The organism is Kitasatospora sp. NPDC032121, from assembly GCF_055580145.1.
The window spans coordinates 1-26,163 of the sequence record NZ_JBVILX010000027.1; the positions used below are offsets into that span (position 1 = coordinate 1).

Sequence of the window (26,163 nt, forward strand, 5' to 3'; positions counted from 1 at the left end):
GCCTGGCGGCCCTGCGGCGGTGCTGACGCACCGCCAGGTGCGGGGGTGCCGCCTGGCGGCGTCACCGTGGGTGGTTGCCCGAGGCTGCGCCTCGGGGCCCGGCTGCGCCGGGCAGTGGGTGGCGGGGGTATTCGCCTGCGGCGAATTAGTGGGTAGACTGCAGCCCCTGGCGAGGCTTCACGTGACGGGGTTCCGGGCACGGGCCTACGGCCCGTCATGATGGGCGTTGACGATGTGACGCAGACTTCGGTTAGCGGCCCTTCCCCCCTATTTGCTGGCAGCTTTTCCCGGGCTGCGCCCGGGGGTTCGCGTTGACGATGTGGCGCGAAATTCCGGTAGTAGCCCCTTCCCCAATCGGGCGGGGGTGCCGGCCCGGGCCTGCGGCCCCGGGCGTTGACGATGTGTCGCCCGTTTTCGGTATCAGTCACAACCCCACCCCCTGAGCCCTCCCCGGTCCCGGCCGATGGCCGGTCCCGCCTTGCGGTTGCTGAGCTGTCGACCCATCCCCCGCCCTCGGAGAGGGGCCTGCGGCCCTCGGGAAAAACCCCGGGGCCACCGGTCCGGGCCCGGGGCTCCACCGCCCCTGTGGCGAGCCCTCACGAGTGGCCCGGACGGCGGCCCCTGACGGGCCCGCAACCGGGAATCCCTACCCGGCCCACGGAGCGATTCCGGCGATACTTCCCGGAGTTCCTCACAGCTCTACTCTGGCGGCCCTCAAACGGGCACTGGACGCGAACACCAAGCCTCGCGCCAACCGTCCACCCCGGCCCTATCAGGCGACACTCACGGCGGGAATGCGAATTCCCTTCCTCTATCTTTAAGGTCGCAATTTGAAATCCCCTCGAGGCGCAGTGGACGGAAAGATAATTCAGGCATACCGGAAAGGGGCCTGCGGCCCTCTCCCGCCGACACCCCGACCGCTATTCCAAACCACCCAGAAAATCCCGCACAGCGTCAACGACGCAATTCCCGCAGCAACACCACCAAACCGAATACCCGGGCCAGGACGGCAGCCAGGGCGCAGCGGGCGGGAGTGGACCGCGTGGTGGCCGGTAGCGTGCCTGTCGTGCCCTCCGACCAGAACACGCCGGCCTGCCCTACATGCGACCAGCCCCTCACGGGGCTCGCCATGGCTCTCTTCAAACGGGACGACGACGGCAAGCGCACCTGCCGCGCTGTCTGGGGCTGCCCTCTGAGCCACGTCTGGTGGCAATGGGCGGACCGCCCCCACCTCCCCCTCGAAATCTGTCCCCGTCCCGACCTCTTCACCTGACCAGCGGTCCACAACAGAGCCCCAGGCTGGCCAGGACGGCGGCCAGGACCGGCCACCAGGGCCTCCAAGGAGCGCGCGGCCAGGACGGCGGCCCACCGGGCGCAGCGGGACGGCTCGGCGGCCAGCCAGGGCGCAGCGGCGGGGCACGGCGCCGGGCGGGGCGGCAGGGCGGGCGGGGCGGCGGGAACCGCCGAGGCCGGCGGACCGAGCAGCCGGTGCAACACCGCACCGCAACACGCCCGAGCGGGGGTGCAGCCCTCCATCGGTTGACTCCGCGCTCAGGGGCTGCCGCCCATCCGGCTGATGAGCCCGTCTCTGGTTATTCCGTGTTCCTGGCCCCAGGCCGCGAGGCGGTCCAGATCTACGGGGTCGGGCAGCTCGTGCAGCGCTTCCTCCGCCTCCTCCGAGTATCCGGCTCTCTGCAGTGCGGCAATGACTTCGCTCCGGCTGTATTCCATGATGATCATCTCGTTCGTCGCAACCCCCACACCTCCACTTTCGGCCTTGCCGCTGGCAAAGTCACGAGGACCCACCCGCCCCCGCTCCCGACCGCATAACACCTGGTCAGACCCGCAGTTGCACCCCCACGCCACACCGCGTTGCACCCCCGCGTTGCACCGACCACCAGGCCGCCGAGCACCACCACCAACACAAGGCCGGCCCCGACAACAGCCGACGTCCTCGCCGTACCCAGCCGCCCCAGACAGCCGCTCCCAGGACGGCGGCCAGGACCACCGGCACCCGGCAATCGGCAACCCCGGCAAGCAGCCCGACGCCCTACCGTCCGGCGACCCCTGGACCGCAGCCCGCCCCGCGGCTGTCACGGGAGCTGTCGCGCCCAGACCACACACAGGGGAACAGGGGTATCCACCCACGTCACAACACACGACACCACCCCACGCGACAACAGCACGCGACAACACGCGCAGCGCGCCGGCCACTTCGGCGACAGCCTCCACGGCGGCCTGACGGCCACCCAGACCACACCCACCACCCAGGCACCGGCACCCCACAGACCCACCCAGCCCGAACGAGAGCCCGGACCGAACGGCAGCGCAGCAGACAAGAAGGCGGGGGCGCAGCGGGCGGCCGCCCCGAACGGCAGGCACGGCAAGCAGACCGGTGAGCGGGCCGCAGCGGCGGCTATAGCACTGCAGATGATCTTGTCGGCTACGTTTCGTCCGTGACGAAACAGCAGCAGGGCGACATCCACGATATCCGTGAGTGCGGTTGGTGTGGGGAGGAGATGACTTACCCGCCGCGGCGCTGCGAGGACAGCTGGGAATTGTGCGCCGCGTGCGGCGCTTGCTTGTGCGACGAGGAGGACGACGAGGTCTGCCAGAAGTACCGGGACCAGCCGCGCCGGTGCTGACGACGGCATGCTCCTGCTGGTGCTCGTCGTCCTGGCGCTCGTGGCTGGTGGGGTCGTCGGCCGGAGGTCACGGCGGTACGTGATCCGGATGACGTGCGGTACATGAGTCCGCGGCTGCCAGCGAACCAAGCCGGGCTCGATCCGAGCGGCCAGGAGTCGGCCAGGGGCGAAGCCTCGGTTCCGGGTACCGGCACTTCTCGACGAAGACCCGGCCATCGTCCTTGGCCCCGGTCACCTTGGCCCGGGCGGCCACCCGAACCGGCACAGAGAGCAGCAGGCCAGACCGGAGCGCACCCAGCAACCCCACCCCGGACGGCAACGGCCCGGCAAGCAGGCAGGCGGAGCGCAGCCCGGCCGAAACGAGCACGGCGGGCCCCCGGGACAGCGGCCCCAGCCCGCACCACTACCCCGACGACCGGCACCGCGCGACACCCACACCACCAAACTGAACACGACCCCCGATCACCGCAATTCCGGCCCGAATTAAGAACACCACCAGCAACCAATCCGCCAAAACAGCCGAACGGAATACACGGCAGAATTCACACCCGAAAACCGGCCCACAACACCCCACCGGCCCCCTGACCCCGCTCCGCCACCACACACAGTCACCACCCACCCGGACACCCCAACAGGACCAACCAAAGGTCCAGACAACCAGCGATCAGAGGCCAAAACACGCCCCCACACGCCAACAGGTCACACTCGACGGCCCTTCGCCGGGTAGAGCTTGGCGTGCAGCATCCGGTCCTCCCACCACGGATCATCCGAAGCGCAGACCAGGACAGCCACCAACTCCCGCTTCGTCGGCACGGGCAGCATCAACGGGCCCAAGGCCCTCACCCCCCCCGGGCCTGGGTGCAGCCCGGGCACTCCGCGGACCCTGTGGGTGTGCCTGCTGGTCAAGGAAGTTGGATGTGGCTGGCGAGTTGAGCCAGCCAGTGGGCGGCCTGGGCGGCTGCGTTGATGGTGGTCAGCGCCAGGGTGGCCCGCTGGAGCAGCATCAACAGCGACGGGTGCCGGCCGCGCCGATTCCTGGCCGGCACCGGGCCGCTTCCGTCCCGGCGGTTGATGGAGCCACGGGTGGGGTTCGGCCTGCTTGGAAACCGGGCCTTGGTCAGGTCGGAGGCACGGCGGGTGGTCCTGTTCGTGCGACGTGCGGCTTTGGGCATGGCTTTCTCCTGCTTTCGAGGTATGGATGTCGGCCTCGCGGCCTCAACGGCTCCATGCTCCAAGGTGGTTGGGCAGATAGCATCAGGGTTGGACTGCCAGGAAAATCGCGGGTCGAGACGTCGACCGTGCGCACGGGACCGCATGGGGAGGAACCGGGTGAGCGTGCTGGTCCACTCGTCCCTGACTGACTCCGAGCGGCTGTGCAGTGTCGGTGCCCGGTCGGCGGTTCCAGTCGGTGGCGGCTTGGTGCTGCCCGACGAAGTGGATCTGTTGGTAACAATGCCCGATCTGGCAGTGCGGTTCCGTGCTGCGATCGCTCCCGGTCTGACGGTGACGCTCACCGATGTACCGGTCATGCGCTACGACTGCCTGCGCATCGACTACCCGCCCGAGACATTCCAGTTGATGCTCGCGCAAGGGCTGGCCGCGCTGGCTCGGCGGGGAATCGAGACCGTCCCACCGAGCAAGGGCCCCATGTGCCCGGTGGTCCCTAACGATCCGCTGGCCGTCGCCATCGTGAAGATGATCAGCCCGGAAGGTGCCAGCCGCGTCAAGCAGCTCCGGACAGCATTGCGCGTGCAAGAAGAGGCCAAAGCCAGGCGGGAGAACGGTGCCCGCGCTGTCAGGGACGCCCTCTACGTCAGCGAGCGCGATGCCTACCGCCGGCTACGCCAAGCTCGAGAGCTGGAATTGACGGCAGAGGATTCGCCGATCTCGGAGGAAACCAACGGCCCGGAGTCGGGGCCCGTGGCGAATCCGGCGACCCCGCCACCGACGCTGTGGCAGTGACTACGGAGGCCAAAAAGACGCCCTTAACGCCAACAGGTCACACCCTGCGGCCCTTCGCCGGGTAGAGCTTGGCGTGCAGTACCCGGTCCTCCCCCCACGGATCGTCCGGCGCGGAGACCAGCGCGGACACCAGCTCGCGCTTGATCGGGACCGGCAGCACCAGCGGGCCCAAGTCCTTGACGGTGCGGTCCTGTACGCACTCAGGGCACTCCAGCCGATCCGGCCGGCCTTCTCCCGGAATCCGGCTGCGGCCCGGATTCGGGCGCTGAGCTGGGCCGATTCGCGTCTCGGGCCCGAGGTGGCCGGTAGGGGCAGCGGAGGGGGAAACGGAAGCGCCACCGACGGCCTCATGGAACACCTCGTCCCGCTCACCGGGACAGCCGCACAGCTCGCCATCCTCGGCACTCGTTGGAGTGAACGGTGCCTGTTCTTCTATCTGCCGGATTCTCAACGGACTTGACTGCCTGGCGGCGGGTCTCTGCGGTGAGGAGTGGGTTTGATGGATGCGGCGAGGGTGGAGGCGTGCTTCGTCACGGTCGCTGGCGAGGTGGTCCAGCAGCGCCTGGGGCGGGCGGCCGGACAGGTGCGGTCCACGGAGTTGGCGGAGCGGCCGTTGGACGCCGGGACCGTGGTGGGCCGGGGGGTGGCGGCGTGAGCGGCGGGTCGGGTCGGCGGGTGCTGGCGGTGGGCGCGCACATCGTCTTCGACGGGCGCGGGTGGCAGGTGGTCGGGGTGGAGGGGCAGCTGGTGCGGCTGGCCGGCGAGCATGGCGAGGTCGCGACCGTGCTGGCCGGGCACCTGGTGGCGGCGCCGGACTTCGCGGTGACCGGCGCGCGGCCGCAGGCGGGGGTGCCGCGGCCGCAGTACGACCCGGAGCTGCATACGCTTGCCGAGCGGGAGCAGGCCAAGGCCGCAGAGCTCACCGCTCTGGGGTGGGAACACGTCGCTGTCAGCACCGTGCAGCGGATGCGGTTGAACTACCGGCGCCAGGGGCTGTGGGGGCTGGTCGACCACCGCACCACCAAGCCGGTCAGCCTCACCGGGCGCGCCGACGAGAAGGTCGTCGCCGCGGTGCTGGAGGCGCTGCGGCGCCAGCGCGGCCGCTCCACAGGCACGGTGAAGGGGCTGATGCAGCTCACGAGGCAGGTGCTGGACGACCGGTACGGGCCCAGGGCGGTGAAACTTCCGGCGCAGGCGACGTTCTACCGGCTGGTGAAGGCGCTGGCCGACCCCGCCGAACCGCCCGGCCGGCCCGCGCGCACCGCCACCGCCTCACCGGGGCGGCCGTTCACGCCCACAGTGGCGCTGCGCCCGGGCGAGCAGGTCATGCTCGACTCCACCCGCCTGGACGTCATGGCCGTCTTCGCCGACGGCACCACGGGCCGCCCGGAGCTGACCATCGCGCTGGACGTCGCAACCCGCTCCATCCTGGCCGCCGTCCTGCGCCCGGCCAGCACCAAGGCCGTCGACGCGGCGCTGCTGCTCGCCGAGATGGCCGTCCCGCACCCGCTGCGCCCCGGCTGGCCCGGCGCCCTGGCGATGTCCCGCGCGCCCGTGCCGTACGAGAACCTTCTGGACGCGGATCCGCGTCTGGAGCATGCTGCGGGCCGCCCGGTGGTGGTGCCGGAGACCGTGGTCGTCGACCGCGGCCGGATCTTCCTCTCCGCGGCGTTCCTGGCCGCCTGCGAGAGCCTGGGCATCAGCGTGCAGCCCACCCCGCCCCGGCGCCCCTCCGCCAAGGGGCACGTCGAGCGCGCCTTCGGGTCCATCAACACCCTGTTCTGCCAGCACGTCGCCGGCCACACCGGCTCCAACGTCCCGCGCCGCGGATCCGATAGCCAGCGCGAGGCCGTGTGGAGCGTCGCCCAGCTGCAGGACATGCTTGACCAGTGGGTCACCGTCGAGTGGCACAACCGCCCCGCCGAGGGACTGCGCCACCCCTCGATGCCCGCCACCGCCCTGGCCCCGAACGAGGTGTGGGGCGCCATGCTCGGCGCCACCGGGCACGTACCGCTCCCCCTGACCGGCGACGACTACATCGAACTGCTGCCCGTGGTCTGGAAGCCCATCACCGAGCGAGGCATCCGCCTGAACCACCGCACCTATGACCACCCCGCGCTCGGCGACTACTGCGGCCAGCCCTCCGGCACCAGCGCCCAAGCTGGCCGGTGGGAGGTCCACCACAACCCCCACGACGCCCGCCGGATCTGGGTCTGCCTCGGTGACGGCGGCTTCACGCCCATTCCGTGGATCCACGCCGGCCACGTCCACCAGCCCTTCGGCGACCAGCTGTGGCAGCACCTCAAGGACACCGTCGCCCGCCGCGGCGACCGCGACCGGCACGAAGCCGACCTCGCCCAGGCCCTCGACGACCTCCTGCGCCGCGCCCGAAACGGCACCGCCCACCCCCGGGAACACGCCCTGATCACCCGCCAGGCACCCGCCGCCCTCCCCCACGACGACACCAGCGGGCCTGGTGGGCCCGTCGGTGCCGTGGAGGATCCTGGCGGACAGGGCCGAGGACGCGGGAAGACGAGGCGCCAGAAGCAGACCGCCGCCGAGGAGAGCTCCGGCCCCGGGCAGCAGCCTGACGACCACGGGCCGGCTGTTCCGAGGCCGCGGCGGGCCGGCGCCGCCCGGGCCGGGACGGCGTCCGGGGAGAACGAGATGCCCGCGGCGCTGTTCGGCGCAGCCGAGCTGTGGCCCACGCCGGTGCCACCCCACGGAAGTCCGGCTCCGGGCGGCGAGGACGGCCTCCACGCCGGCCACGCCTGGGACGACGAGGACGACCTGGACGACGCGGATACGGGGGACGCCGGCTTCGGCCTGTACGACGCGGCCGAGGAGGCGCAGCAGTGGTGACTGCGACCACCGGCCAGTCCGCGCCCCAGACCGGGAGCGCAACGCCTACCACCTCGGAGGAATGGCGGCGATTCGTCGACCGCAAACGGCCCGCACCGCCCTCCCCCCGAGGGGCCACGGCGCAGCGCGGCCCAGCGACTGGCCTATCACTCCCGGTTCGTCGTCGTGCGCACCCCGGCCCTGGACCAGATCACTACCAGCGTGCGCACCCCTCACGCTGCTCGGGCGCCACCAGGACGGCACCGCCCGCCCCGGGCTGATCGTCACCGGACCACCCACCACCGGCAAGAGCACCGCCCTGCAGGAAGTCGGGCGCACCTACGAGTTGCACCGGCGGTCCCTGTCCCACAGTCCCGTCCCCGGGCGGGCGCCGGTCGCGTACATCCTGGTGCCGCCCGGCGCGAGCGCCAAGAGCCTGGCCGCCGAGTTCGCCCACTTCGTCGGCCTGCCGGTCGGCCCGCGCATGACCCAGGCCCTGCTCACCGCGACCGTGTGCAGCATGTACACCAGCCTGGGAGTGAGCCTGGTCCTCGTGGACGAGATCCACCGCCTCAACCCCCGCACCACCAATGGCGCCGAGGCCGCGGACTTCCTCAAAGACCTCTCCGAACGGCTGCCCGCCACCTTCGTGTACGCCGGCGTCGATGTCACCACCACGCCCCTGTTCTCCGGCGTACGCGGCGCGCAACTCGCCGGCCGCGCCTCACTGATCGACTGCGACCCCCTGCCCGCCCGCACCGGCCACCAGACACCGTTCGGCTCCACCGTCGCCGCCTTCGAGAACGCCCTCGACCTCACCGCACACCGCCCCGGCTCCCTACGGCGGCTGGCCCCCTACCTCCACCAGCGCACCGCGGGCAGGATCGGCAGCCTCTCCCGCCTCATCCGCGAAGCCGCGATCACCGCGATCCTCGACGGCACCGAAAAGATCACCAAGACATCGCTGGACGCGATCACCCTCGACCACATCGCCGAACAACACCACCGACCAGTCCGGTGATGCTGAACCCAGTCTCGTTCTCAGAACCCATCTCGAGTGCAGGTAGGAGATACCCATCCCGTAAGGTGGTCCGTCCGAATCACGCCTGGATGGACCTCGGCAGTAGTAAGTCGCCGCTTCCGGCTTGCTTCAATCTGAAGACTTTCATGATCTGCGCAATCAAACGGTCGGGGAGTGGCCGCTCATCGTACAAAAGTCCATTGATCTGCTGCGGAGAGATTCGAGTCTCCCTCATCATCGCAAGGATAAATTCATTCTTTTCTTTTGGAGGTTTCCGAAGGATCCAATCCCGCAGGGCGTCAGATTTCTTCAGCGTTTGAGCTTCTCGAATTCTGCGACTCACCCCTTCCTTCAATCCTTCGCGATCCCACCCTGGCTGCCCTAGTGCGAGGAACTCAAATCTCCCGATTTCCCGTTCCACCTTGGGCGCCTCGTCCGGATAAGCTGTGGCCAGCAGCTGAAGCCATTTACTTATGTCGGCAAAATTATCCACACCGCACGCCTGGAGATAGGACACCAGCAGCCGAACATTAACTGGCCTCACTCCAGACATAGCTGCAGCAAACGCCGAGTGCGAGTACCTGGAGCCATGGGCAACCTGACGGAGAGAGAGGGACCGGTACTGCCGGAGTGACTCCATGGAGAGCCGAAGGTCAAGAGAAGAACAGGCCCGATGTGGCGGGGTCATGCTCCCCGTCCGCTGCCACCGCTTCCAGGTCTTGCCCCAGGAGGCCCTGCGCCTCGTCTCCGCACTGAGCTCACCCGGCAAAATAGCGGCATTATTTTTCTTATATCTGACTTCCCGACTCGCCTCCTCCCATCGCCGTCGCCACTCTCCAATGTCGCCGCCGCAGGCCTCAACGTAGGCCCTAGTCGTGCGCCACGTCGGAACCCGAACCCCCTTAGTTGCCCCAGACAGCGAGGCAATCGATGCATCGCACATCTGCGACATCTCAGACAGCGTGAAATTCCCCGCATTCCGACGAAGGGCGCGCAACCCCGCAGCAAAATCAACAACCTTTGGATCCGCCCCTTCGGACGGCAAAGGAGCTGTCGGCCTACCCACTTCTCTCCCCAGGGAAGCAAAGACTGCGGGGCTCCTCACGAATGGAGCCCCGCGCCATCCGACGACTAGGCCAGGCGGCGGCGCAAGTCGGCCGCAAGGACGCCGGCTGCTGCGGCCGCCTGAACGGCTGCAGCGATCGTCCAACCCTTGAGCAGGAGCGCCAGGATAAAGACGATCAGCAGGAGAGCGGAGATCGGCGCGGCTTCGCGCCGAGGAACAGTTCGCCTCTTGCGAGACATATGCACCTCTTGAATCTTTGGAGCAGCAATGCGCTGCAGGTTGATCCGGACCGTGCCTAAGCAGCTGGGCGGTTGGCGCCATCCAGCGGCAGCATCATCGTCCCCGACGCGCCGACGGCCTGTCCATTCGCACTGTACAGAAGACGAAAAACCGAGAGACCGTTTTTCACAGGCTGTACACATTGCGTGGGCAGGCGAGCTGAACAACTCAAATCCCCGGGAAAGGTCCAGTTCAGCGCATCGTTTTTCAAGTCCTGTACACCGATGTACACGCGGCAGGCAGCTCCGCTGCCGGGTAGGGCACCATCTCTGCAATGATGAGGAAGCCGCTCTCTTGCGAGTGGCAGCTTGATCGTTTGGCACCTCAGTCTCTGATCCGGACCGTTGCCTCGCACAAGCACGGGAACGCCTGTTGGCGCAGGCTGAACCACGAGGGGCCGATCAACCATCGGTCCCTCTCCGTCTATCTGGCGGTGCACCGCCATACGACCCATGACGCCAGAGCGGCACGGAGGACACCTCGTACCGCCACTGCGAGTGGAGTCCAGCCACTCGCTAACGTGGCCGACCATGCCGACATGCTCGCGCGTCGCGAAGTCAACAGGACTGCCTTGCCGCAGGGACGCAGCGGAATGGCCCGGACCCTACGACGGCCTCCCTCCCGCAGTCGTGGCCTGCCACGCCCACATGACCCGGAGAGAATGGACAGCCTGCCTAGAGGCTCGCAAACGCCAAGCCGCAGAGCGGCAGGCATACTGGGCAGCGCAGAGAGCCGAAGGCGACGCTTCGGACGATGCAGCCACCCCTCGACCGTTCCAACCAGTTCGGCAGCCCTGTATAAACCAATGCGTCTCGCAGGAACAAGCGGGGGGTCGCGACTCAGACAGTGCGTCGTGCCTATGCGCCCACTGCGATGGCTACGTTTGCATGTCATGTGGCACCACTGAAGTCGACGGCCTCCTCGAGTTCTGCGCCCCCTGCTCCGCCCGAGAGGAGCTCTGCTACAACGACTACTGGGACAACCACCGGTGGGATGCCCCTCCAGAGGACTGGATTCCACCACGAGATGAGCTGTCCCACCTGGTCAACAAACTCGTCGCCATGACCGGAAGGACGCATCGCGAGGTCAACGGGCGGATCAACCGAGCAGCGGGCGTGACCACGCGGTCGGGGGCAAACAACCAGGTGCTGTATCGCGCAGTTGACGCTGCGCGCGTCTGGCTCCACCAAATCGCCAGATCAGCTGCTCCACCACCCGCACGCTGAATGTGCCATCAGCCCGCGCGCCGCAGACCGCCGTCGGCACCGAAGACGTCATCGAAGCGATGCGCCCGCGACGTGCTCACCAGGCAGTAGGAACCGCCAGGGTGCTGGTGCCCGTAGCCGCTGTAGGACGCCACCTCCGACGGGGTCAGAACCCTCAGGTCGCCGAAGACGTAGTACAGCGGCACGGACACCCCGATGGCCGTGAACTGCAGGCCCGCCAGCAGGCTCTTGCGGGAGACGGAGAAACGATGGGAGTCCGTACTGCCCAGCGATGTCTTGGCGTCGATGCACACCACCTGCGCGCCCCGCGCGGCGATCATGTCGGGCAGCTGCCGCAGAGGCGAGTCGGTCAGGCGCAGCGCGGCTCGGACCGCCGGCGGATAGGTGCCCTGGCCGAACGGGTGGACCGTCCAGCCACGGCGTTCGAGTTCGTGCATGACGTGCTGTTCGTGCTGGTCCCCGGTCGCCTTGCGGTGGGTCCAGTCGGCCACGCGGCCCTCCCCTTCAACACGCGTCCGTAGCACCAAAATCGGTGCTTCCGTACTACGAGGCTACCCGCTAAGCTGACGCCATGTCGGCATACGTTGACCCACGTTTTCGTCCCACGCTCTGGCCAGGCACGGTCATCCCCGTCCCCCCGCTCGTACGCCGCATCAAGGACGTCCGGATCAAGGGTGACTGGCTGCTGTGGACTCCGGTCCTTGAAGACCGCGAACTGGTCCATCTACCAGACGACTTCTACCTGCGCGAGCTCATGGAACTCTCCGCCGACGACCTCGAGGGCGCGGCAGCGCTGTTCGCCGCCTACGGGTCACTCTTCGGCGTCGACCGGGAAGACCTCCACATCGATTCGGACGAGATCTGGGACGAGGTCCAGGGGCTTCCCGCGGCGGGGGGCGAGGAACAGCCCTACCCCTTCGGCGTGCACAAGAATGTGATCAGGATCTACCTGGAGACCGCCCAAGACGCCGTTGCCACCTGGCTCGCCTGCCAGCGCGAGGGCGGTCTTGAAGCCCTGGTCGAGCCCGAGATCACCGACGAGATCCTCGCCAACAACCAATCCGAGAACCGCGGCGTCAGCGGGACACCGTGGCCGCATTCCCTCGAGCACCTGCGCGAGCTCCTCATCGACGCCCGCATCCACACGCTCGAGCAGGTGCTGAACAGGTCGCTGGGCCGGTTCAGCATCGGGGTGGGAGACCTGGCCGACCGCTCCCCCACCATCCTGTCGGTGGCCTTTCTCCAGCTGTACAACCACCTCGCCGAGGGGGCCTCCGTCCGCCGGTGCGCCAACGAGAACTGCGGCCGCAACTTCGTACGCCAGCGAGGCCGCGCCGAGTACGGCCAACACCGCACCAGCGGCGTCAAATACTGCTCCCGCGAATGCGCCCGTGCCCAAGCCCAACGCGACCTACGCCGCCGACGCCGCACCACCGAGCCCACAGCCTGACGCGGCCCCAATACCGAGAACATGGCCGATCAGAGAAGGGTGCAGATCCAATCAGGGTCCCAAGATCCACGAGCAAGGACGTTTCTTCATCACAGCAGGCCAGCGGCGTGGGGCGGCCCCTCAAAGGATCTGCATCCATCAGAGAATCTGCGGCAGAAGCAGACCACACGAATACGAACGACCGTGGCCTATGCCGTGTGTGAGCGCATCCACGAACGCCGCCGGGTCGGTGACCTCCAGAATTCCGCTGACCTCGGCACGGTCGATGTGAAGTCCCCTGCATGAACCCTGGGTACTCGTGGCTGCTGGCATGCTGCGCACACCAAGCCCCTCCGGGCTGGCCTGGGCACCGATCCGCACGATGCCCTGGGAATCACGCCAGGGCTCGCCGAGCCCCTGAAGCCGCTTCGTGAACCACTCACGGGCGGCCTCCGGCCCCTTCCGACTGATCCGCCTACCCCGCCCGCCGTACTGACTCACGTGACTGACGGGCTGAATAACAGCACGAAAGGCGAACACGTCTCCCTCCACGAACCTGCGGCTGACGATACGGACGACAGGGCTCTCGACCATCGCCCGGCTCGGGATGTTCGTCCAGTCCGGCGCCACCCGCGACTGAACGATCATGCGCAGCAGATTCGCGTCGAGATCTGCCGTCCAGTCCGACAGGACCCGCAACAAGGACCGCATGCTCGAGCGCCCGCCGCTCCAGCCGGTGAAGCCCGACATCACAGCTCGACTCAAGTTCCGTGAATCGAGCAGAATTTGAGCAACGTAGGGGTGTGATCAAGATCGAGCACAAGGGTGCTCCGACACGCAGTGAAGTTCCGGCCTCGCAGGCCAGCTGGCAGCCGCCCCGAGCCAGGAAGACCGCCCGGGAGGACACTGGCCCGAGCCGGCGACGAGCCTTCCTGCTCGCCGCAGGCAACCCTCCATAACTCGAACACCTGCTTCGACTGAGCGTCGAGGAACCCCTCCCGATCAAGGCAACCGGAACCGGCCCACGACCGCTCCGCAAGGAAGCCCGCCACTCTCATGACGGCATCACAGCGCGGCAGTCGATCCTGCGTAAATACGTTGTGCACCGTCGTGTGCCCGACCCCCGCGCCCTCCGCCATCTCCCGCACCGAGGGACCACCGGCATCACGGTGAAGTGCGCGCAGCATCTCGTTCAGCTCGCGCAGCGCTCCCGGCGGCAGGACAGGCCTACGCAAGACACCTGACCTCCCCACCGCCCTACCGCCCCTCTTCATCAAGCTGCCGCCCCACTGCCTGGCCGTCACTCTCCCAAGAACAATGACCCGCCGAACGTCTGCGCCGCACACGCGCAGCACGCCACCGCACACGCGCCCAGCGCCCGCACCCCAGAATCCCTGCGATCACAAGCCCGGCAACAACCTCATTCACAATGCCCACGCAGCCAGACTGCTGCCCCATACCACCGAAACGGACAGTCACGGACAGCACAGACCCCGCGGACACACCACGATCTGCCGCCGCCAACCACCAGCCTCACAGGTGAGCCCATCCCGGCGCAGAGGGCACCTACGACGCAGCTGCGCCATACAGGGCTCTCATCGAAACTGCGGAAAACCCCACTACTTCTCACTCCATTCGATGATTCTCAACCAACCACACAAACACGCAGGTCACACAACCCAAGCCCACCACCGACCACGCCAGCAGAACCGGCCCCCCACACCCAACCACAAGACCAATCCCACCCCACACTTCTCAACCAACCCGCAAAACCCCAGCCCACAAACAAGATCAACCAGCGATTCACCAACCCGCCACAACCACCAACAGGTCACACGCCAGATAATTATCGTCAATCAGACGAGAAGGGTGCTAGGCTACTGCTCGAGATGCTGCCCGGCTGGGGTAGCGCTCTTCGCCTGCAAGGGAGTTGTGCATGGGAACTGGCGCCACATCGGATCCCGTACCGGTCGGCGTGGCCATGACGTCCGGCCCCTCCGTGGACCCGAAACTCGCAATGGCCCTGAACGTCCATAGCTGCCCCGGCGTGTACGCGCTGATGCTCGGATCGGGCCTCTCAATCGCGTCCGGGGTGAAGACCGGCTGGGGCATCGTCGTCGATCTGGTGGCCAAGGTCGCCGCAGTACGTGAGCCCGACGACCCCGAGGCCGGCCTGCGGGCCGCCGCCGATCCCGAGAAGTGGTGGGAGGAGACCTTCGGCGAGCCGCTCGGGTACTCGACCCTGCTGGAGCACGCCGCACCCACCCCGGCCGCCCGGCAAGCGCTGCTCGACGGCTACTTCGTGCCCGAGGACGGCGCGGAGGCCACCGACAAGGCGCCGACCAACGCCCACCGGGCCATCGCTCGCATGGTCAAGCGCGGCAGCTTCCGGGTCATCCTCACCACCAACTTTGACCGCCTCATGGAACGCGCCCTGACGGAGGTCGGCATCTTCCCCCAGATCGTCAACCGGCCGGACCAGATCGACGCCATCAAGCCTCTCGTCCACAGCCAGGTCACCATCGTCAAGCTGCACGGCGACTACGCCGACCTCGACCAGCGCAACGCCCCCGCCGAACTGGAGAACTATCCCGAGGCGCAGCAGAAGTTGCTGGAGCGGGTGCTGGACGAGTACGGGCTGATCGTGTGTGGGTGGTCGGCGGACTGGGACAAGGCCCTGGTGCGCGCCGTGGAGGGCTCCCGGTCCCGGCGGTATCCGATGTTCTGGTCGACCTACGGCGCTCTCGGTGGAGCGGCGCAGCGGCTCACCGTCCAACACGGCGCCGGCGTCGTCCACGGGCTGGACGCGGACTCCTTGTTCACCGACCTGGAGAAGCGCCTCGAGGCGCTGGACCGCATGTCCGCACCGCCCGTCAGCCGGGACATGGCCGTCGCGCAACTCAAGAAGGCCCTGCCCGACCCACTGCGACGGATCGACCTGTTCGACCTGATCCAGCAGCACACCCAGCAGACCCTCGACGCGGCGGCCGGATACCCGGTGCTCGGCGACAACGACGCGTTCGCACAGGCCGTCGAGGGCTACCGGGCCGACACGAACACGCTGCTGCATCTCCTGGCCGCAGGCGTCTTCCACGACGACGGTACGCACGATGCCCTGTGGCTACGTACTGCCAGCAAGCTCGCCACGACGCGCAACACCTCCCCCGGACACTACCGGGACGACTCGAAAAGCTCCGGCACTACCCCGCCCTGCTCGCCACCCGGACCATGGGCATCGCCGCCGTCCTCACCCACCGCGAGGAGTTCATCGCCGACCTGCTGACGAAGCCGCTCTGGACGCCCCCGGGCGCCGACCGCGGGCGCGAGGAGCCGAGCTGGTACCTCAACCCGTGGAACGTGCTGTACGGCGACAGCATCCACTTCATCAGCCACGTCGGCGGAAGGTACCCCTACAGCCAGCTACTCAACGCCGCAGTCCGCGAGCCCCTGCGCGCGGTGGAGCCCGACGATCGGGCCTTCGCGGCCGCGAGCGCCCGTTTCCAGTTCCTCGCCTCGCTCATCGGCATGGACGCGACCCTCGACTGGCGCCGCAATCCCTGGCCCGGCGAGTTCCTCCTCGACCCACTGGTGGGGCTACGACAACAACGGCCTGGCCGCCGAAATCCAGCAGGAGATCACCCCCGAGTGGCCCCTCCTGCGCGCCGGCGCCTTCGCCGGCGACATCGAACGAGCCAACGTGGCCCTCACCGCACTCACCGAATGGCGAGCGAAACGCCCGCAGTGGTGAACAACCACCTGGGCGCTGCGGCAAGAGCCGGCTGCTGGCGGCCGCACACCACGGGCCCGAAAACCGCTACGGCCCTAGCGGGACCGCTAGAACGATAACCCGACCAGAGTGCAGCACCGGGAAGGCACCGGCTGGCCAAGGCGCAGCAGCGGTCGGCGGGCCCACGGTGGGCCAGGCCCAGGCGGGCGGGAGCAGCGGGAGAGTGGTGGCCGACACGAGCCAGTCAGGGACCGACGGCAGCCCGGAACACCCAGGCAGGTGACAGCGCTGACTGGTCGTCAGCGCCGCACCGGCCCCGGTCAGGGTTTGCGGTTGGGCAGCAAGGCGAGAAGGGCGCGGGCTTCACGGCGGCGGGCGGGGGGCGAGGACGGTGATGGTGGTGAGGTAGCCGGCGGCCGACGTGGCCAGGGCGAGAATGGCGGGGTCCGGGTGGAAGTGAGGGGTCTCCTGGGTCGGGTCGGGTCGGTCCGGGCCCGCGCGGTCGGTGCGCGGGCCTGTTCGCACCCCGGGCACTCCAGCCGGTCCGAGCAGGCCTTCTCCTCCAGCTCCAGCACCGAACCCTTCTTCCCACCAATCGACCCTCGGCACGTCCAACACGGACGCAGCGCGGCGCTCGCCGCACGGGCGACCTCCAGTTACTCTTCGGACGGGCGCTGAAGGCGGGCGCCAGGCGGAAATTGGTGTGCGGCCCAGCGTCGGCTCGTGCAACGCTCCTTGTGTGGAGAACCCAGACATATCGCTGGCCGAGACGGCCAAGGGAGCGCACCGCGCCGTCGCCCATCTGGTCGCACTATTCAACGACGTCGGCTCCGGCACCGTCGAGGTGGACCCGGACGTCCGCGACGTGTTTCTGGTCGGCTGGGGATGGTGGGCCCGCGTGATCCGCAGCGGGCAGGCCGTCAGCCTCCTGTCGCTGAACAACGTAGGGCACGAGAGCAGCCCCATCGTGCGCAGCATCATGGAGCACACGATGCGACTGGTCTGGCTGGCCGATGCCGGGCACGAAGCCGTCAAGGCCGTGGTGGAAGAGCACGAAGCGAACCGCGAGAACCTCATGGAGAGCATCCGGAAAGCAGAGGCGACGGGCTGGCGAGTCCCCGACGGCACGGGGAAGCCGGTGTTGCCGCCGCCTGGTGATGAGCACCCGCTCCGCGCTGAGCTCGTGTTCGAGAGGCTGTGCCGGCTCTTCGGCCAGCACGACCTCTACGTCATCTACCGGCTGCAATCCGGCTATCTGCACCCCAGCCTGACCAGTTCGGAAGCGTACATCCACCGGGATGCCGAGTCCGGGGAGACCAGCATCGCGACCGCGCCATCGCCCTCGGACACGGAGATCATCCACGCTGTCTTCTGCATGATCCAGGCCACGCGCGTCATCGGCACCCTGTGCAACGACGAGCGCTTCGACAAGGCCGCGGACCACGCCGAGGAACTCTTCGGTCTTGCTCCCGGTCTGCCGACCCGCGTGCCGGCCACCGCACCGGTCGAGAAGCCGGTGCGGCTGCAGTTCGAGATCAGAGCGCCGCAGCTGGAGACCGCCGAGAAACTGGCCGGCATCGTCAGCAAGGCCCTCACCTCGTCCGGCCTGGTGAAGGTAGGCAGCCCCCAGGCTTCGGAGAAGAAGAAGCGGGTCCTGGTGGACCTGACGGACCTCCAGCCCCGCCCCTAACACCACGCCACTACCTGGACGGGTAGGCCCACACCCAGCCCGTTTCCGGGTCTGTAGCCCGGGGCTGGGCTTGGGGTGCTTCGGAGAATGTCGGAGGGGCCGTAACGCGTGACGCGGTGACAGCCCTCCCAGTTGGGCGAAGCGGTGGGATCGATCGCCCGGTTAGTAGGCGGGCTCGTCGACGGGCCAGGCGACCAGGGTCACGTCAACGGCTTCCCGGAGCCACTTCATGGTGTACAGATCCAGCGCCCTCACCAGCATCCCGCCCTCGGGGCTGGTGTCGGTGAAGAACCGGTCCGCATGCTCGTCGTGGACCTTGAGGTAGACCAGCACCTCGTTGCCGATCACCGCCACCTGGGTCACCTCGGAAGCGGTGATGGCGGCCACAGCCTCGGGCGTCACCTCCGGCATGGTGATCTCCTGCTGCCCGAAGGCCCGCCAGATGGTCCGGACGACCGCCTCCGCGTCCTTGCCCTGCCGGATGGACTCCTCCTGGGCCCTCTCCCAGAGGCTGTCGATCCGCACGTTGGCGTGGTCCTCATCGGCGCGGCGAACCTCCCGGCCCGCGTCGATGGCCTCGGCAAGGACGGTGCACACCGCCACCACGGCCGCCCTCGCCTCCAAGTGCGGCTTCTTCTTCACGTCGAAGAGCTTGGTGCGGCCGATCTTGTACACCGGCTTCATCCTGTCGAGCAGGTCGTCCATAGTGAGGTCCGCCCTGTCGAACAGCTTGTCCACCTCCTTCTTGAGCCAACGGATCTGGTACGGGACGTAGGGGTCGGGCGACATCGGGTGGGTCTCCTTCGGTCGGTCGGTCCTGCTGTTCCACCACCGCGCCAGGCGGCGAAAGAACCAGAGCAGGAAGGCAAGGACGAGTCCTCCTGCCACGTTCTCCAGTAAGGGCATGCCAGAAGGATGGCCGGTGCCTTTGGGCCGGCGGACGAAAGCGGACGGCCGCCTCTGCGGGCCGCCCGTTTCGGGGGTCAGCGCCAGCCATAGGTCTCGACGAGACCTCGATGCCGAGCACGGTCAGCGGTCCCGCTGCTCCTGGTCGAGCCTGGCCCACCCAGCCCGCCGCGCCTTCACCTAGCGGCCGAGGAGCATCGGCAGTGGTCCAGGCAAAAAGACAGCGCTGACCTGGCATCAGCGCCGCTCCGACTTCGGTCAGAGCTTGCGGTTGAGCAGCAGGGCGAGGAAGGTGCGGGCTTCGCGTCGGCGGGCGGGGGTGGGGGCGGTGATGGCAGTGATCGCGAGGGCGGTGATGGTGGTGAGGCAGCCGGCGGCAGAGGTGGCCAGGGCGAGGGTCGCGGGGTCGTGGGTCGACATGGGGTCCTCCTGGGTTTGGAGCGGGCCGGGCCCGCGCGGTGGCGGGCCCGGCCCGGGGGTCAGTGGGTGGCGAGTTTCTGGAGCTGGTGGGCGATGTCGCCGGTGGGCAGGGTGAAGGGGCCGCACATCTCGTCGACCTCACCGGGCAGGCCGTCGAGGGCCTCGCGCAGGGCGGGGTCGGGGCTCGGCAGGGCGGTGGTGTCGGGGATCGGGGGTGCGAGGAGCAGGGCCAGGTGCGGGTAGCCGGGAACGTCCGGCGCCGCGGGCCGCAGCGGTTCCGGGGCGGCGCCCTCTCCGAGGCGGGCGGCTTGGTGGAACCAGGGTTGGGCTCGGTCAGCACGCGGTCCCAGCGGTCGATGAGGGCGAGGAAGACCTCGTCGACGATGTGCTGGGCGAGGGTCTGGTCGCCGAGGACGGCGAGTTCACCGAGGCCTGGGGCAAGAAGTATCCGGCGATCGTCGGCTCTGGGAGAACGCCTGGGCCGAGTTCGTGCCGTTCCTCAGCTTCGACGTCGAGGTCCGGCGGGTCATCTGCACCACGAACGCGATCGAGTCCGTGAACGCGCGGATCCGCAAGGCCATCCGCTCGCGCGGGCACTTCCCGAACGAGCAGGCGGCCCTGAAGTGCGTCTACATGGCGATCATGTCGCTCGACCCGACCGGGGCCGGCCGCAAACGCTGGATGACCCGCTGGAAGGCCGCACTCAACGCCTTCGAGATCGCCTTCGACGGCCGACTCTCCGCCGGCCGTCGCTAACTCAACCCAATCGAGTTACACCGTTATTGGACAGACCCGGCCCTGAAGGCAGGGGACCTCCCGGGGCTCGGTCGCGTCGACCTGGAGGAGCTGTTCGAGCGCCGCCGGCTGCCGGACGGGACACCGATCCTGCTGGACGAGGCGATGCGCCCAGTGGAACCTTTCTCGTCATGGTTCCGAGCGCTGGCGATGCAGCGCCTGGACTCGAAGTCGATGAAGGCCTACGCGTACACCGCGCTGATGCTGCTCAACTTCCTGCTCGCACGGCAGACGGACCTTCGGTCCGCGACCGAGTACGACATCCACGACTTCGAGGCCTGGCGCCGGAGCGACGGAAGGCGGACGGTCGGCGGCTCCACCTGGGACCGGGACTCCGCGGCGGTCGGCCGGCTCTTCGACTACCTGGTCGACATCGGGTACGTGAGAGCGCGGCCGTGGCGCCCGGTCCGGGGCAGTCGAGAGTACCTGGCCTCAAGGTGCGTCCGTCAGCCGCAGTGGCCAGGGCCTCGGGTCGCCGACTCGCTGCCGATGGTGCCGCTGAACGCGATGCAGGTGTTCCGGCCATTGGCGTACACGGGCCCGGCATAGGCCGTGTAGTAGCCGTTGTCGACGTCGCCGCCCCCTTCAGCGGTGCGGGTGATCCACGCTTCCATCCAGAGAGCCGCGCCTGGAACGTTGCGCACTGCAACGGCACAGTTCTTGCCGACCGACCCGTTCCAGGTCAGAAACACGGTGCCGGAGTTACCGATGGCCGCGGATTCGACAACGCTGTAGCCTGCCCCGCATACCCCGTTGTACGAGGCGGCTTGCGCAGTCGCGGGGAGCGCCAGCATTCCGGCACTTGCCAGGGCCAGCGCGCCGAAGATGGCCCCAAGACGCTGTGCTTTACGCGACATGCCCTTCATCGTCCGTCCGCGGCTTCGGCAACGGGCTGGGACATGGCGGAGGCCAAGGTGCTGCAGTGCCCATAGCCGGAGTTTCCGCTCCAGGACCCCACCTGGCCGTTGAACAACACGCAGGTGCCAGGCGCGTACAGATAGACCGGACCCGCGTACTGGGTGTAGTTTCCGTCGTCCGTCACGCCGGTGCCGTCGCTCTCCCTGAAGAGACCCACATACATGAACTGGCGTGACCCACCGGACTTGGGGACGGTGTAGGCGCAGTTCATCCCCGTTGCGCTGCTGTAGTAAAGGTAGGTGTAGCCGGTGTAGAACTCCAGGGTATCGATCTTGGTGCCGGCACAGACAGCGGCAGCGTGGGCGGCGCTCGCGCCACCCACGACCAGTCCCCCAGTGCACAAGGCTAATGCGGCGGCGGCAACCGCCGTCCGCCGTGCAGATATTCCAAACAGGAAGCGCACGTTGATCTCCTTCGATGGAGATGGAGATGCCCGAACCAGATCAGAGTGTGCTGGCCGAGTGGCGGAGACAACTCGAAATCGCGCCAACCTACTTCCGTAGTCTGCAGAGGGCGCGCAGCCCGACCGTACCTCGATGAGGGCCGCCTGCTCGCCGCGGTCGCGGACGACGAGGTCGGTGGCACGTTGGAGCTGCTGTGGGGCAGCTCGGCGGTGAACACCTGGAGCGCTCGCCGCGGTGCGGTGCTGTCCTGGACCGGCTGGTGTGCTGAACGCGGCTACGACGGGCCCGCCGTCCCGGCTTGGACGAAGCGGATGGGTGCCGCCTCACTTCGACGTCCTGGTGCGCTCAAAGCCAGCACCTGGACCTCCAGGTAGTTGATCAACATGACCGCCGAAGGTTCAACCAGCGTGGAAGCGCAGGTCGGCTTCAGCACCTACGCGATCCACCGCCAGGACGCCCACCTCCCCGACCCCGAACGCTTCGACCCCGACCGCTGGTCGCAGGCACCCGACCGCACCACCTACATCCCCTTCGGCACCGGCCCACGCAAGTGCATCGGCGACCGCCTCACTGTCGGCAACGGGTGAATTGAGGGCCACGGACAGCGGATCAAAATCGGGTCACTCTGCGATCTCTTGATCATCCTGACTTCACTGGTACTGGAGTCAGGAGGAAGAGAGGTGATCCAGGTGGAGGACTGGGCCGAGATCCGGCGGCTGCATCGGGCGGAGGGGTTGTCGGCGCGGGCCGTGGCCCGGGAGCTGGGGATCTCCCGGGGCACTGTGCTGCGCGCGCTGGCCTCGGATCGGCCGCCGCGGTACCAGCGGGCGCCGAAGGGCTCGGCCGTGGACGCGGTGGAGCCGGCGATCCGGGAGTTGCTGAAGCAGACCCCGACGATGCCGGCCACGGTGATCGCGGAGCGGATCGGGTGGGAGCGGGGGCTGTCGATCCTGCGGGAGCGGGTGCGTGAGCTGCGGCCGGCCTATCTGCCGGCGGATCCGGTCTCGCGGACGGTCTACCAGCCCGGAGAGCTTGCACAGTGCGATCTGTGGTTCCCGCCGGTGGACATCCCGCTCGGCTACGGACAGTCGGGCCGCCCGCCGGTCCTGGTCATCGTCCCCACTGGTGGCCGCTTCGCGTCCGCATCGGGGGCCGCCCGCCGGTCCTGGTCATCGTCTCCGGCTACTCCAGGATGATCACGGCCCGGATGGTGCCCTCACGGACCACCGGTGACCTGATCGACGGCCACTGGCGCCTGCTCTCCAATTGGGGAGCCGTCCCCAGGACGCTGGTCTGGGACAACGAGACCGGCGTCGGCAAAGGCAAGCTGACCAGCGAGTTCGCCGCCTTCGCGGGTCTGCTCGCCGTCAGGATCCACCTCTGTCGGCCCCGCGATCCCGAGGCGAAGGGCCTGGTGGAGCGGGCCAACGGCTACCTGGAGACGAGCTTCGTGCCTGGCCGCCTCTTCACTGGCCCGGACGACTTCAACCGCCAGCTGACCACCTGGCTGCAGGTCGCCAACCGGCGCCATCACCGCTCGATCGACGCGCGCCCCGCGGACCGGTGGGAGGCGGACCGCGCACAGATGCTCGCCATCCCGCCGGTCGCCCCGCCCCAGTGGTGGCCGCTTCGCGTCCGCATCGGCCGTGACCACTACATCCGCGTCGACACCAACGACTACTCCGTCCACCCTCGCGCGATCGGCAGGACCGTGATGGTCCACGCCGACAACGCGGAAGTCACCGTCACCTGCGGCGACGAGATCGTGGCCCGCCATCCGCGTTGCTGGGCCAGGCACCAGAGCCTGACCGATCCCGACCACGCCGCCGCGGCAGACCTCATGCGCGGCGAGGTAATCCACCAGCAGGCCGCCCGCGCGGCCATCCCCCGGGCCGCGATGCTGGCCCCGGACAGCCTCGGCATCGAGGTCGAGCAACGCGAACTGGGCATCTACGACCGCATGTTCACCCTGATCGAGGGCGGCGCCGGAAAGGAGGACACGTGATGCCGCGCACCGCTCCCCAGCCCCCGAACACCACCACTGACGCCGCCAAAGCCGACGTCCCCGCCGCCCGCACCACCCGGCAGGCCGCCGCCGACCTGGCCTTCCTCGCCCGCGCGATGAAAGCCCCCGCGCTGCTGGACGCCGCCGAGCGGCTCGCCGAACGCGCCCGGGCCGAGTCCTGGAGCCACCTCGAATACCTCGTCGCCTGCCTGCAGCGGGAGGTCTCGGCCCGCGACAGCCACGGCGGCGAGGGCCGCATCCGCGCGGCCCGCTTCCCCGCGATCAAGACGATCGAGGAACTCGACCTCGCCCATCTGCGCGGAATGACGCGCCAGCAACTCGCCCACCTGGGAACGCTGGACTTCATCGCGGCCAAGGAGAACGCGATCTTCCTCGGGCCGCCGGGCACGGGCAAGACGCACATCGCGACCGGGCTGGCGATCCGGGCCTGCCAGGCCGGACACCGGGTCGCGTTCGCCACCGCAGCCCAGTGGGTCGACCGCCTGGCCGCCGCCCACCACACCGGCCGGCTCCAGGACGAACTGGTCAAGCTCGGCCGTTACCCGCTGATCGTGATCGACGAGGTGGGGTATATCCCCTTCGAGGCCGAGGCCGCGAACCTGTTCTTCCAGCTGATCTCGAACCGCTACGAGCGGGCGAGCGTGATCGTCACCTCGAACAAGCCCTTCGGACGCTGGGGAGAGACCTTCGGCGACGAGACCGTCGCCGCCGCGATGATCGACCGACTCGTCCACCACGCCGAGGTCCACTCCCTCAAGGGCGAGTCCTACCGCATGCGGGGCCGCGAACTCGGCCGCGTCCCCACCGCCACCGACAACGACTGAGCCAGTAAGAGCGCACGATGGCCAACGATTGAACCGTTGGGACCGGCCTCAAATTGGGCCGTTGCCGACACTCACACTCGCCGAAGCAACCGCCACCCTCGCCACCATCACCCGCACGGCACGTCTGATCCCCGTCAACCGCGATCCCCTGCGCGCACGAGCGGCCATGCTGCTCCATCCCCGTCGATTGATCACGAAAGCGGTCCTGCGTCGGCCGGGAGAACGCGCGCAGCGGCAGGCCTGATGCCCTCCTGTCCCCCGAGCGGCCGGACCGCCCGTCCACGAGGACGGCATGTTGAGCACAGCTCTCTTGTCGACCCGACGGAATCAGGTCGACACCAACAGTGAGCATCCGGGATGGGCCCGTCGCCGTGACCTCCAGGCAACTCTCGGTGCGGCGGCCCCACGCCGAGGCGCTCTGCGCCGGGCGTCGCCGGGCACCAGCAGGACGGCCACCTGGGCGGTCCCGAGCGGCGTGCTCGATGTCGCGCACCTTGATGGCTCTGAGACATATCGCAGTCTGGAGAAGGACGGGGCGCGGGCCGTCGCGTACGTGCCCGAGGCGGCGCCGGTGCGGTTGCTGGGCCGCTCCGGCGTGGACTTCACCGACCGGTTCCCCGAGGTCGCCGACGCGCTCACGGAGGTCCGCGGCCCCTTGATCCTGGACGGCGAACTGGTCGTGATGCGCACGGGCGTCCCGACGTTCGCCGCATTGCAGGGCCGTATCCACCGCACCCGCCCGCAGGCGGTGCGAGCCGGCGCGGCGGCCGCGCCCGCCCTCTACGTCGCGTTCGACCTGCTGCACACCGGCGAGCGGTCGCTGCTCGACGAGCCGTACGCGCGCCGACGCGACCTGCTGGAGAACCTGGAGCTGGAGCGGCCGCACCTGCGGGTACCGCCGGTCTGGGACTCGGTCACCGAGGCCTACGGATGGACCCGCGAACACCGCCTGGAGGGCGTCGTGGCCAAGCGGCTCGACTCCCTCTACCGACCCGGTACCCGCTCCCGCGACTGGACCAAAATCAAACACTTGCGAGTGGCGGACGTCGTGATCGGCGCCTGGCTGCCCGGCGGCCCAGCCGGAGACCACGAAGGCCGCCAGGCCGCCGGTGCTGTCAACATTGCCCCATGTTCTCGGGCGCGGGTCCGGGAATGGGCGAGGGAGCACGTCTTCGTAAACGTCGCAAAGTTCGACCCCTGATGACATCTGACTGTCTCTGACAATGCCACTACATCAGGCGAACGACTCTGGGGGTGACAGCCATTCGACTGAAGCACTTCCCTATGTGGGTCAACCAAAGTCACTGGCAGGCCGTCTCACGCGGCATGATCTGCTAATAGAGACAGACTAAGAGCCCAGGAGGGCAGCCAAGTGGCCTTTGATGATGATGACGACGCGAGCGGGCCGCGTCGGAGGCCGCCGAAAGGCGGAGAGAAGAAGGACTGGGGAGCTAAGGCCCTTGACGACATGGTATATCCGGTCGCATCGTTCCTTGCTCCAGCCGCGCTACTGGTCTTGATGGTCATCCTTGTCATCAGAGCCTTTACTCACGGACTGGGGGAAGGAGTCCGAAGTTTTTGTGCCGTCGCCTTACCTCTCGTCGCGTTCGCCGTTTTGTCAAAGATCGCGAACCGCAACGTCAAAAACGGTACAGACGGAGTTCAAGAGGAGAGGAAGGGTGATTTTGCTCCCAGCATCCCAAATTATGCTGTACTTCTGATCTCGGCTGCAATTTCAGCCGCAGCGATACTACTACTGACCGTCCCCACAGAAGTTCCGCTGTCCGAACTTGCGATTTCCATTGCGTTTTCAGCTCTCGCGTTCTTCTCCAAACAGAGTGAGCCGCACTCGGTCCGAGTCTCTCTCTACAGCCTAGGAACAGTTCTGGGCGCCCTTGCATTTATCATCATTGCAGGCGTTCCTTCAATTTGAATCCTGGCGCCATGGGGTGGTTGCCAGGCCGGCCGGGCCGGCTTCCCTCCC

General features: G+C 68.1%; 22 protein-coding genes and 2 pseudogenes. 14 read left to right on the forward strand and 10 right to left on the reverse strand.

Translation table 11 applies throughout. The features are described 5' to 3' along the window. Window positions 1-1,551: 1,551 nt before the first annotated feature. Window positions 1,552-1,740, reverse strand: a complete 189-nt coding sequence (locus tag ACZ5OX_RS36575) for a hypothetical protein (protein WP_392924946.1) — start codon at window positions 1,738-1,740, stop codon at window positions 1,552-1,554. 1,807 nt (window positions 1,741-3,547) lie between these two features. Continuing rightward, the gene (locus ACZ5OX_RS36580; protein ID WP_465636217.1) at window positions 3,548-3,691 is read right to left on the reverse strand and encodes a hypothetical protein; all 144 of its coding nucleotides are present in this window, start codon (window positions 3,689-3,691) and stop codon (window positions 3,548-3,550) included. A gap of 283 nt (window positions 3,692-3,974) precedes the next feature. Here ACZ5OX_RS36580 and ACZ5OX_RS36585 point away from each other — a divergent pair, with 283 nt between their 5' ends. Beyond that, window positions 3,975-4,607: a hypothetical protein gene (locus ACZ5OX_RS36585; protein WP_465636218.1), complete on the forward strand. Its 633-nt coding sequence runs from the start codon at window positions 3,975-3,977 to the stop codon at window positions 4,605-4,607. Window positions 4,608-4,644: 37 nt separating this feature from the next. Here the strand turns inward: ACZ5OX_RS36585 and ACZ5OX_RS36590 are convergent, their stop codons facing one another. Next, entirely contained in the window at window positions 4,645-4,779 is a 135-nt protein-coding gene (locus ACZ5OX_RS36590) for a hypothetical protein (protein ID WP_465636219.1), read from the reverse strand. Between the two features lie 327 nt (window positions 4,780-5,106). Here ACZ5OX_RS36590 and ACZ5OX_RS36595 point away from each other — a divergent pair, with 327 nt between their 5' ends. The 3 genes from ACZ5OX_RS36595 to ACZ5OX_RS36605 all read left to right on the forward strand — a co-directional run bounded on the left by ACZ5OX_RS36595 (window position 5,107) and on the right by ACZ5OX_RS36605 (window position 8,469). Beyond that, entirely contained in the window at window positions 5,107-5,262 is a 156-nt protein-coding gene (locus ACZ5OX_RS36595) for a hypothetical protein (RefSeq protein ID WP_465636220.1), read from the forward strand. Beyond that, window positions 5,259-7,469 carry a Mu transposase C-terminal domain-containing protein gene (locus ACZ5OX_RS36600; RefSeq protein ID WP_465636221.1) on the forward strand — a complete coding sequence of 737 codons (2,211 nt, stop codon included), beginning with the start codon at window positions 5,259-5,261 and terminating at the stop codon, window positions 7,467-7,469. The genes ACZ5OX_RS36595 and ACZ5OX_RS36600 overlap by 4 nt, the downstream gene beginning before the upstream one ends. Before the next feature lie 61 nt (window positions 7,470-7,530). Then, window positions 7,531-8,469 (forward strand): AAA family ATPase, encoded by a 939-nt coding sequence (locus ACZ5OX_RS36605; protein WP_465636222.1) that lies wholly within the window; start codon window positions 7,531-7,533, stop codon window positions 8,467-8,469. A gap of 79 nt (window positions 8,470-8,548) precedes the next feature. On the opposite strand, the gene ACZ5OX_RS36610 is transcribed toward ACZ5OX_RS36605, so the two are convergent. Next, window positions 8,549-8,986, reverse strand: a complete 438-nt coding sequence (locus ACZ5OX_RS36610; RefSeq protein ID WP_465636224.1) for a hypothetical protein — start codon at window positions 8,984-8,986, stop codon at window positions 8,549-8,551. Window positions 8,987-11,048: 2,062 nt separating this feature from the next. Next, window positions 11,049-11,531, reverse strand: a complete 483-nt coding sequence (locus ACZ5OX_RS36615; protein WP_465636225.1) for a hypothetical protein — start codon at window positions 11,529-11,531, stop codon at window positions 11,049-11,051. Between the two features lie 80 nt (window positions 11,532-11,611). Here ACZ5OX_RS36615 and ACZ5OX_RS36620 point away from each other — a divergent pair, with 80 nt between their 5' ends. Continuing rightward, the gene (locus tag ACZ5OX_RS36620) at window positions 11,612-12,490 is read left to right on the forward strand and encodes a hypothetical protein (RefSeq protein ID WP_465636227.1); all 879 of its coding nucleotides are present in this window, start codon (window positions 11,612-11,614) and stop codon (window positions 12,488-12,490) included. 138 nt (window positions 12,491-12,628) lie between these two features. On the opposite strand, the gene ACZ5OX_RS36625 is transcribed toward ACZ5OX_RS36620, so the two are convergent. Beyond that, window positions 12,629-13,234 (reverse strand): type I-E CRISPR-associated protein Cas6/Cse3/CasE, encoded by a 606-nt coding sequence (locus ACZ5OX_RS36625; protein ID WP_465636228.1) that lies wholly within the window; start codon window positions 13,232-13,234, stop codon window positions 12,629-12,631. A 1,252-nt stretch (window positions 13,235-14,486) separates the two neighbouring features. Between ACZ5OX_RS36625 and ACZ5OX_RS36630 the strand changes: the two genes are divergently transcribed. Then, window positions 14,487-15,752, forward strand: a complete 1,266-nt coding sequence (locus tag ACZ5OX_RS36630) for an SIR2 family protein (protein ID WP_465636230.1) — start codon at window positions 14,487-14,489, stop codon at window positions 15,750-15,752. Window positions 15,753-16,559: 807 nt separating this feature from the next. Here the strand turns inward: ACZ5OX_RS36630 and ACZ5OX_RS36635 are convergent. Further along, window positions 16,560-16,721, reverse strand: coding sequence for a hypothetical protein (locus ACZ5OX_RS36635; protein WP_465636232.1), 162 nt, complete (start codon window positions 16,719-16,721; stop codon window positions 16,560-16,562). Between the two features lie 214 nt (window positions 16,722-16,935). Between ACZ5OX_RS36635 and ACZ5OX_RS36640 the strand changes: the two genes are divergently transcribed. Next, the gene (locus ACZ5OX_RS36640) at window positions 16,936-17,886 is read left to right on the forward strand and encodes a DUF5677 domain-containing protein (RefSeq protein ID WP_465636234.1); all 951 of its coding nucleotides are present in this window, start codon (window positions 16,936-16,938) and stop codon (window positions 17,884-17,886) included. A 162-nt stretch (window positions 17,887-18,048) separates the two neighbouring features. Here ACZ5OX_RS36640 and ACZ5OX_RS36645 read toward each other — a convergent pair whose 3' ends face one another. Beyond that, complete coding sequence (locus ACZ5OX_RS36645) at window positions 18,049-18,792, reverse strand: hypothetical protein (RefSeq protein WP_465636235.1); 744 nt, start codon at window positions 18,790-18,792, stop codon at window positions 18,049-18,051. A gap of 258 nt (window positions 18,793-19,050) precedes the next feature. Continuing rightward, on the reverse strand, window positions 19,051-19,212 hold the full coding sequence (locus ACZ5OX_RS36650; protein ID WP_465636237.1) for a hypothetical protein: 162 nt from the start codon (window positions 19,210-19,212) through the stop codon (window positions 19,051-19,053). A gap of 418 nt (window positions 19,213-19,630) precedes the next feature. Here ACZ5OX_RS36650 and ACZ5OX_RS36655 point away from each other — a divergent pair. Together ACZ5OX_RS36655 and ACZ5OX_RS36660 are read left to right on the forward strand one after the other, a co-directional pair. Continuing rightward, a pseudogene (locus ACZ5OX_RS36655) lies at window positions 19,631-19,968 on the forward strand (transposase); the annotation flags it as partial. A 144-nt stretch (window positions 19,969-20,112) separates the two neighbouring features. Then, the gene (locus ACZ5OX_RS36660; protein ID WP_465636238.1) at window positions 20,113-20,556 is read left to right on the forward strand and encodes a site-specific integrase; all 444 of its coding nucleotides are present in this window, start codon (window positions 20,113-20,115) and stop codon (window positions 20,554-20,556) included. Between the two features lie 313 nt (window positions 20,557-20,869). Here the strand turns inward: ACZ5OX_RS36660 and ACZ5OX_RS36665 are convergent, their stop codons facing one another. Next, a complete protein-coding gene (locus tag ACZ5OX_RS36665; RefSeq protein WP_465636240.1) occupies window positions 20,870-21,328 on the reverse strand; it encodes a hypothetical protein in 459 nt (152 codons plus the stop codon). Window positions 21,329-21,736: 408 nt separating this feature from the next. Between ACZ5OX_RS36665 and ACZ5OX_RS36670 the strand changes: the two genes are divergently transcribed. The 5 genes and pseudogenes from ACZ5OX_RS36670 (at window position 21,737) to ACZ5OX_RS36690 (ending at window position 26,112) form a co-directional block, all read left to right on the forward strand. Next, complete coding sequence (locus ACZ5OX_RS36670) at window positions 21,737-21,916, forward strand: cytochrome P450 (RefSeq protein WP_465636241.1); 180 nt, start codon at window positions 21,737-21,739, stop codon at window positions 21,914-21,916. 93 nt (window positions 21,917-22,009) lie between these two features. Next, window positions 22,010-23,334 (forward strand): annotated as a pseudogene (gene istA / locus ACZ5OX_RS36675) (IS21 family transposase). Continuing rightward, window positions 23,334-24,179 (forward strand): IS21-like element helper ATPase IstB, encoded by an 846-nt coding sequence (gene istB / locus ACZ5OX_RS36680; RefSeq protein ID WP_465636242.1) that lies wholly within the window; start codon window positions 23,334-23,336, stop codon window positions 24,177-24,179. Before istA ends, istB begins: the two are co-directional and overlap by 1 nt. Window positions 24,180-24,654: 475 nt before the next feature. Then, a complete protein-coding gene (locus ACZ5OX_RS36685; protein ID WP_465636244.1) occupies window positions 24,655-25,380 on the forward strand; it encodes an ATP-dependent DNA ligase in 726 nt (241 codons plus the stop codon). A 171-nt stretch (window positions 25,381-25,551) separates the two neighbouring features. Further along, a complete protein-coding gene (locus ACZ5OX_RS36690) occupies window positions 25,552-26,112 on the forward strand; it encodes a hypothetical protein (RefSeq protein ID WP_465636245.1) in 561 nt (186 codons plus the stop codon). The last annotated feature ends 51 nt before the right edge of the window (window positions 26,113-26,163 follow it).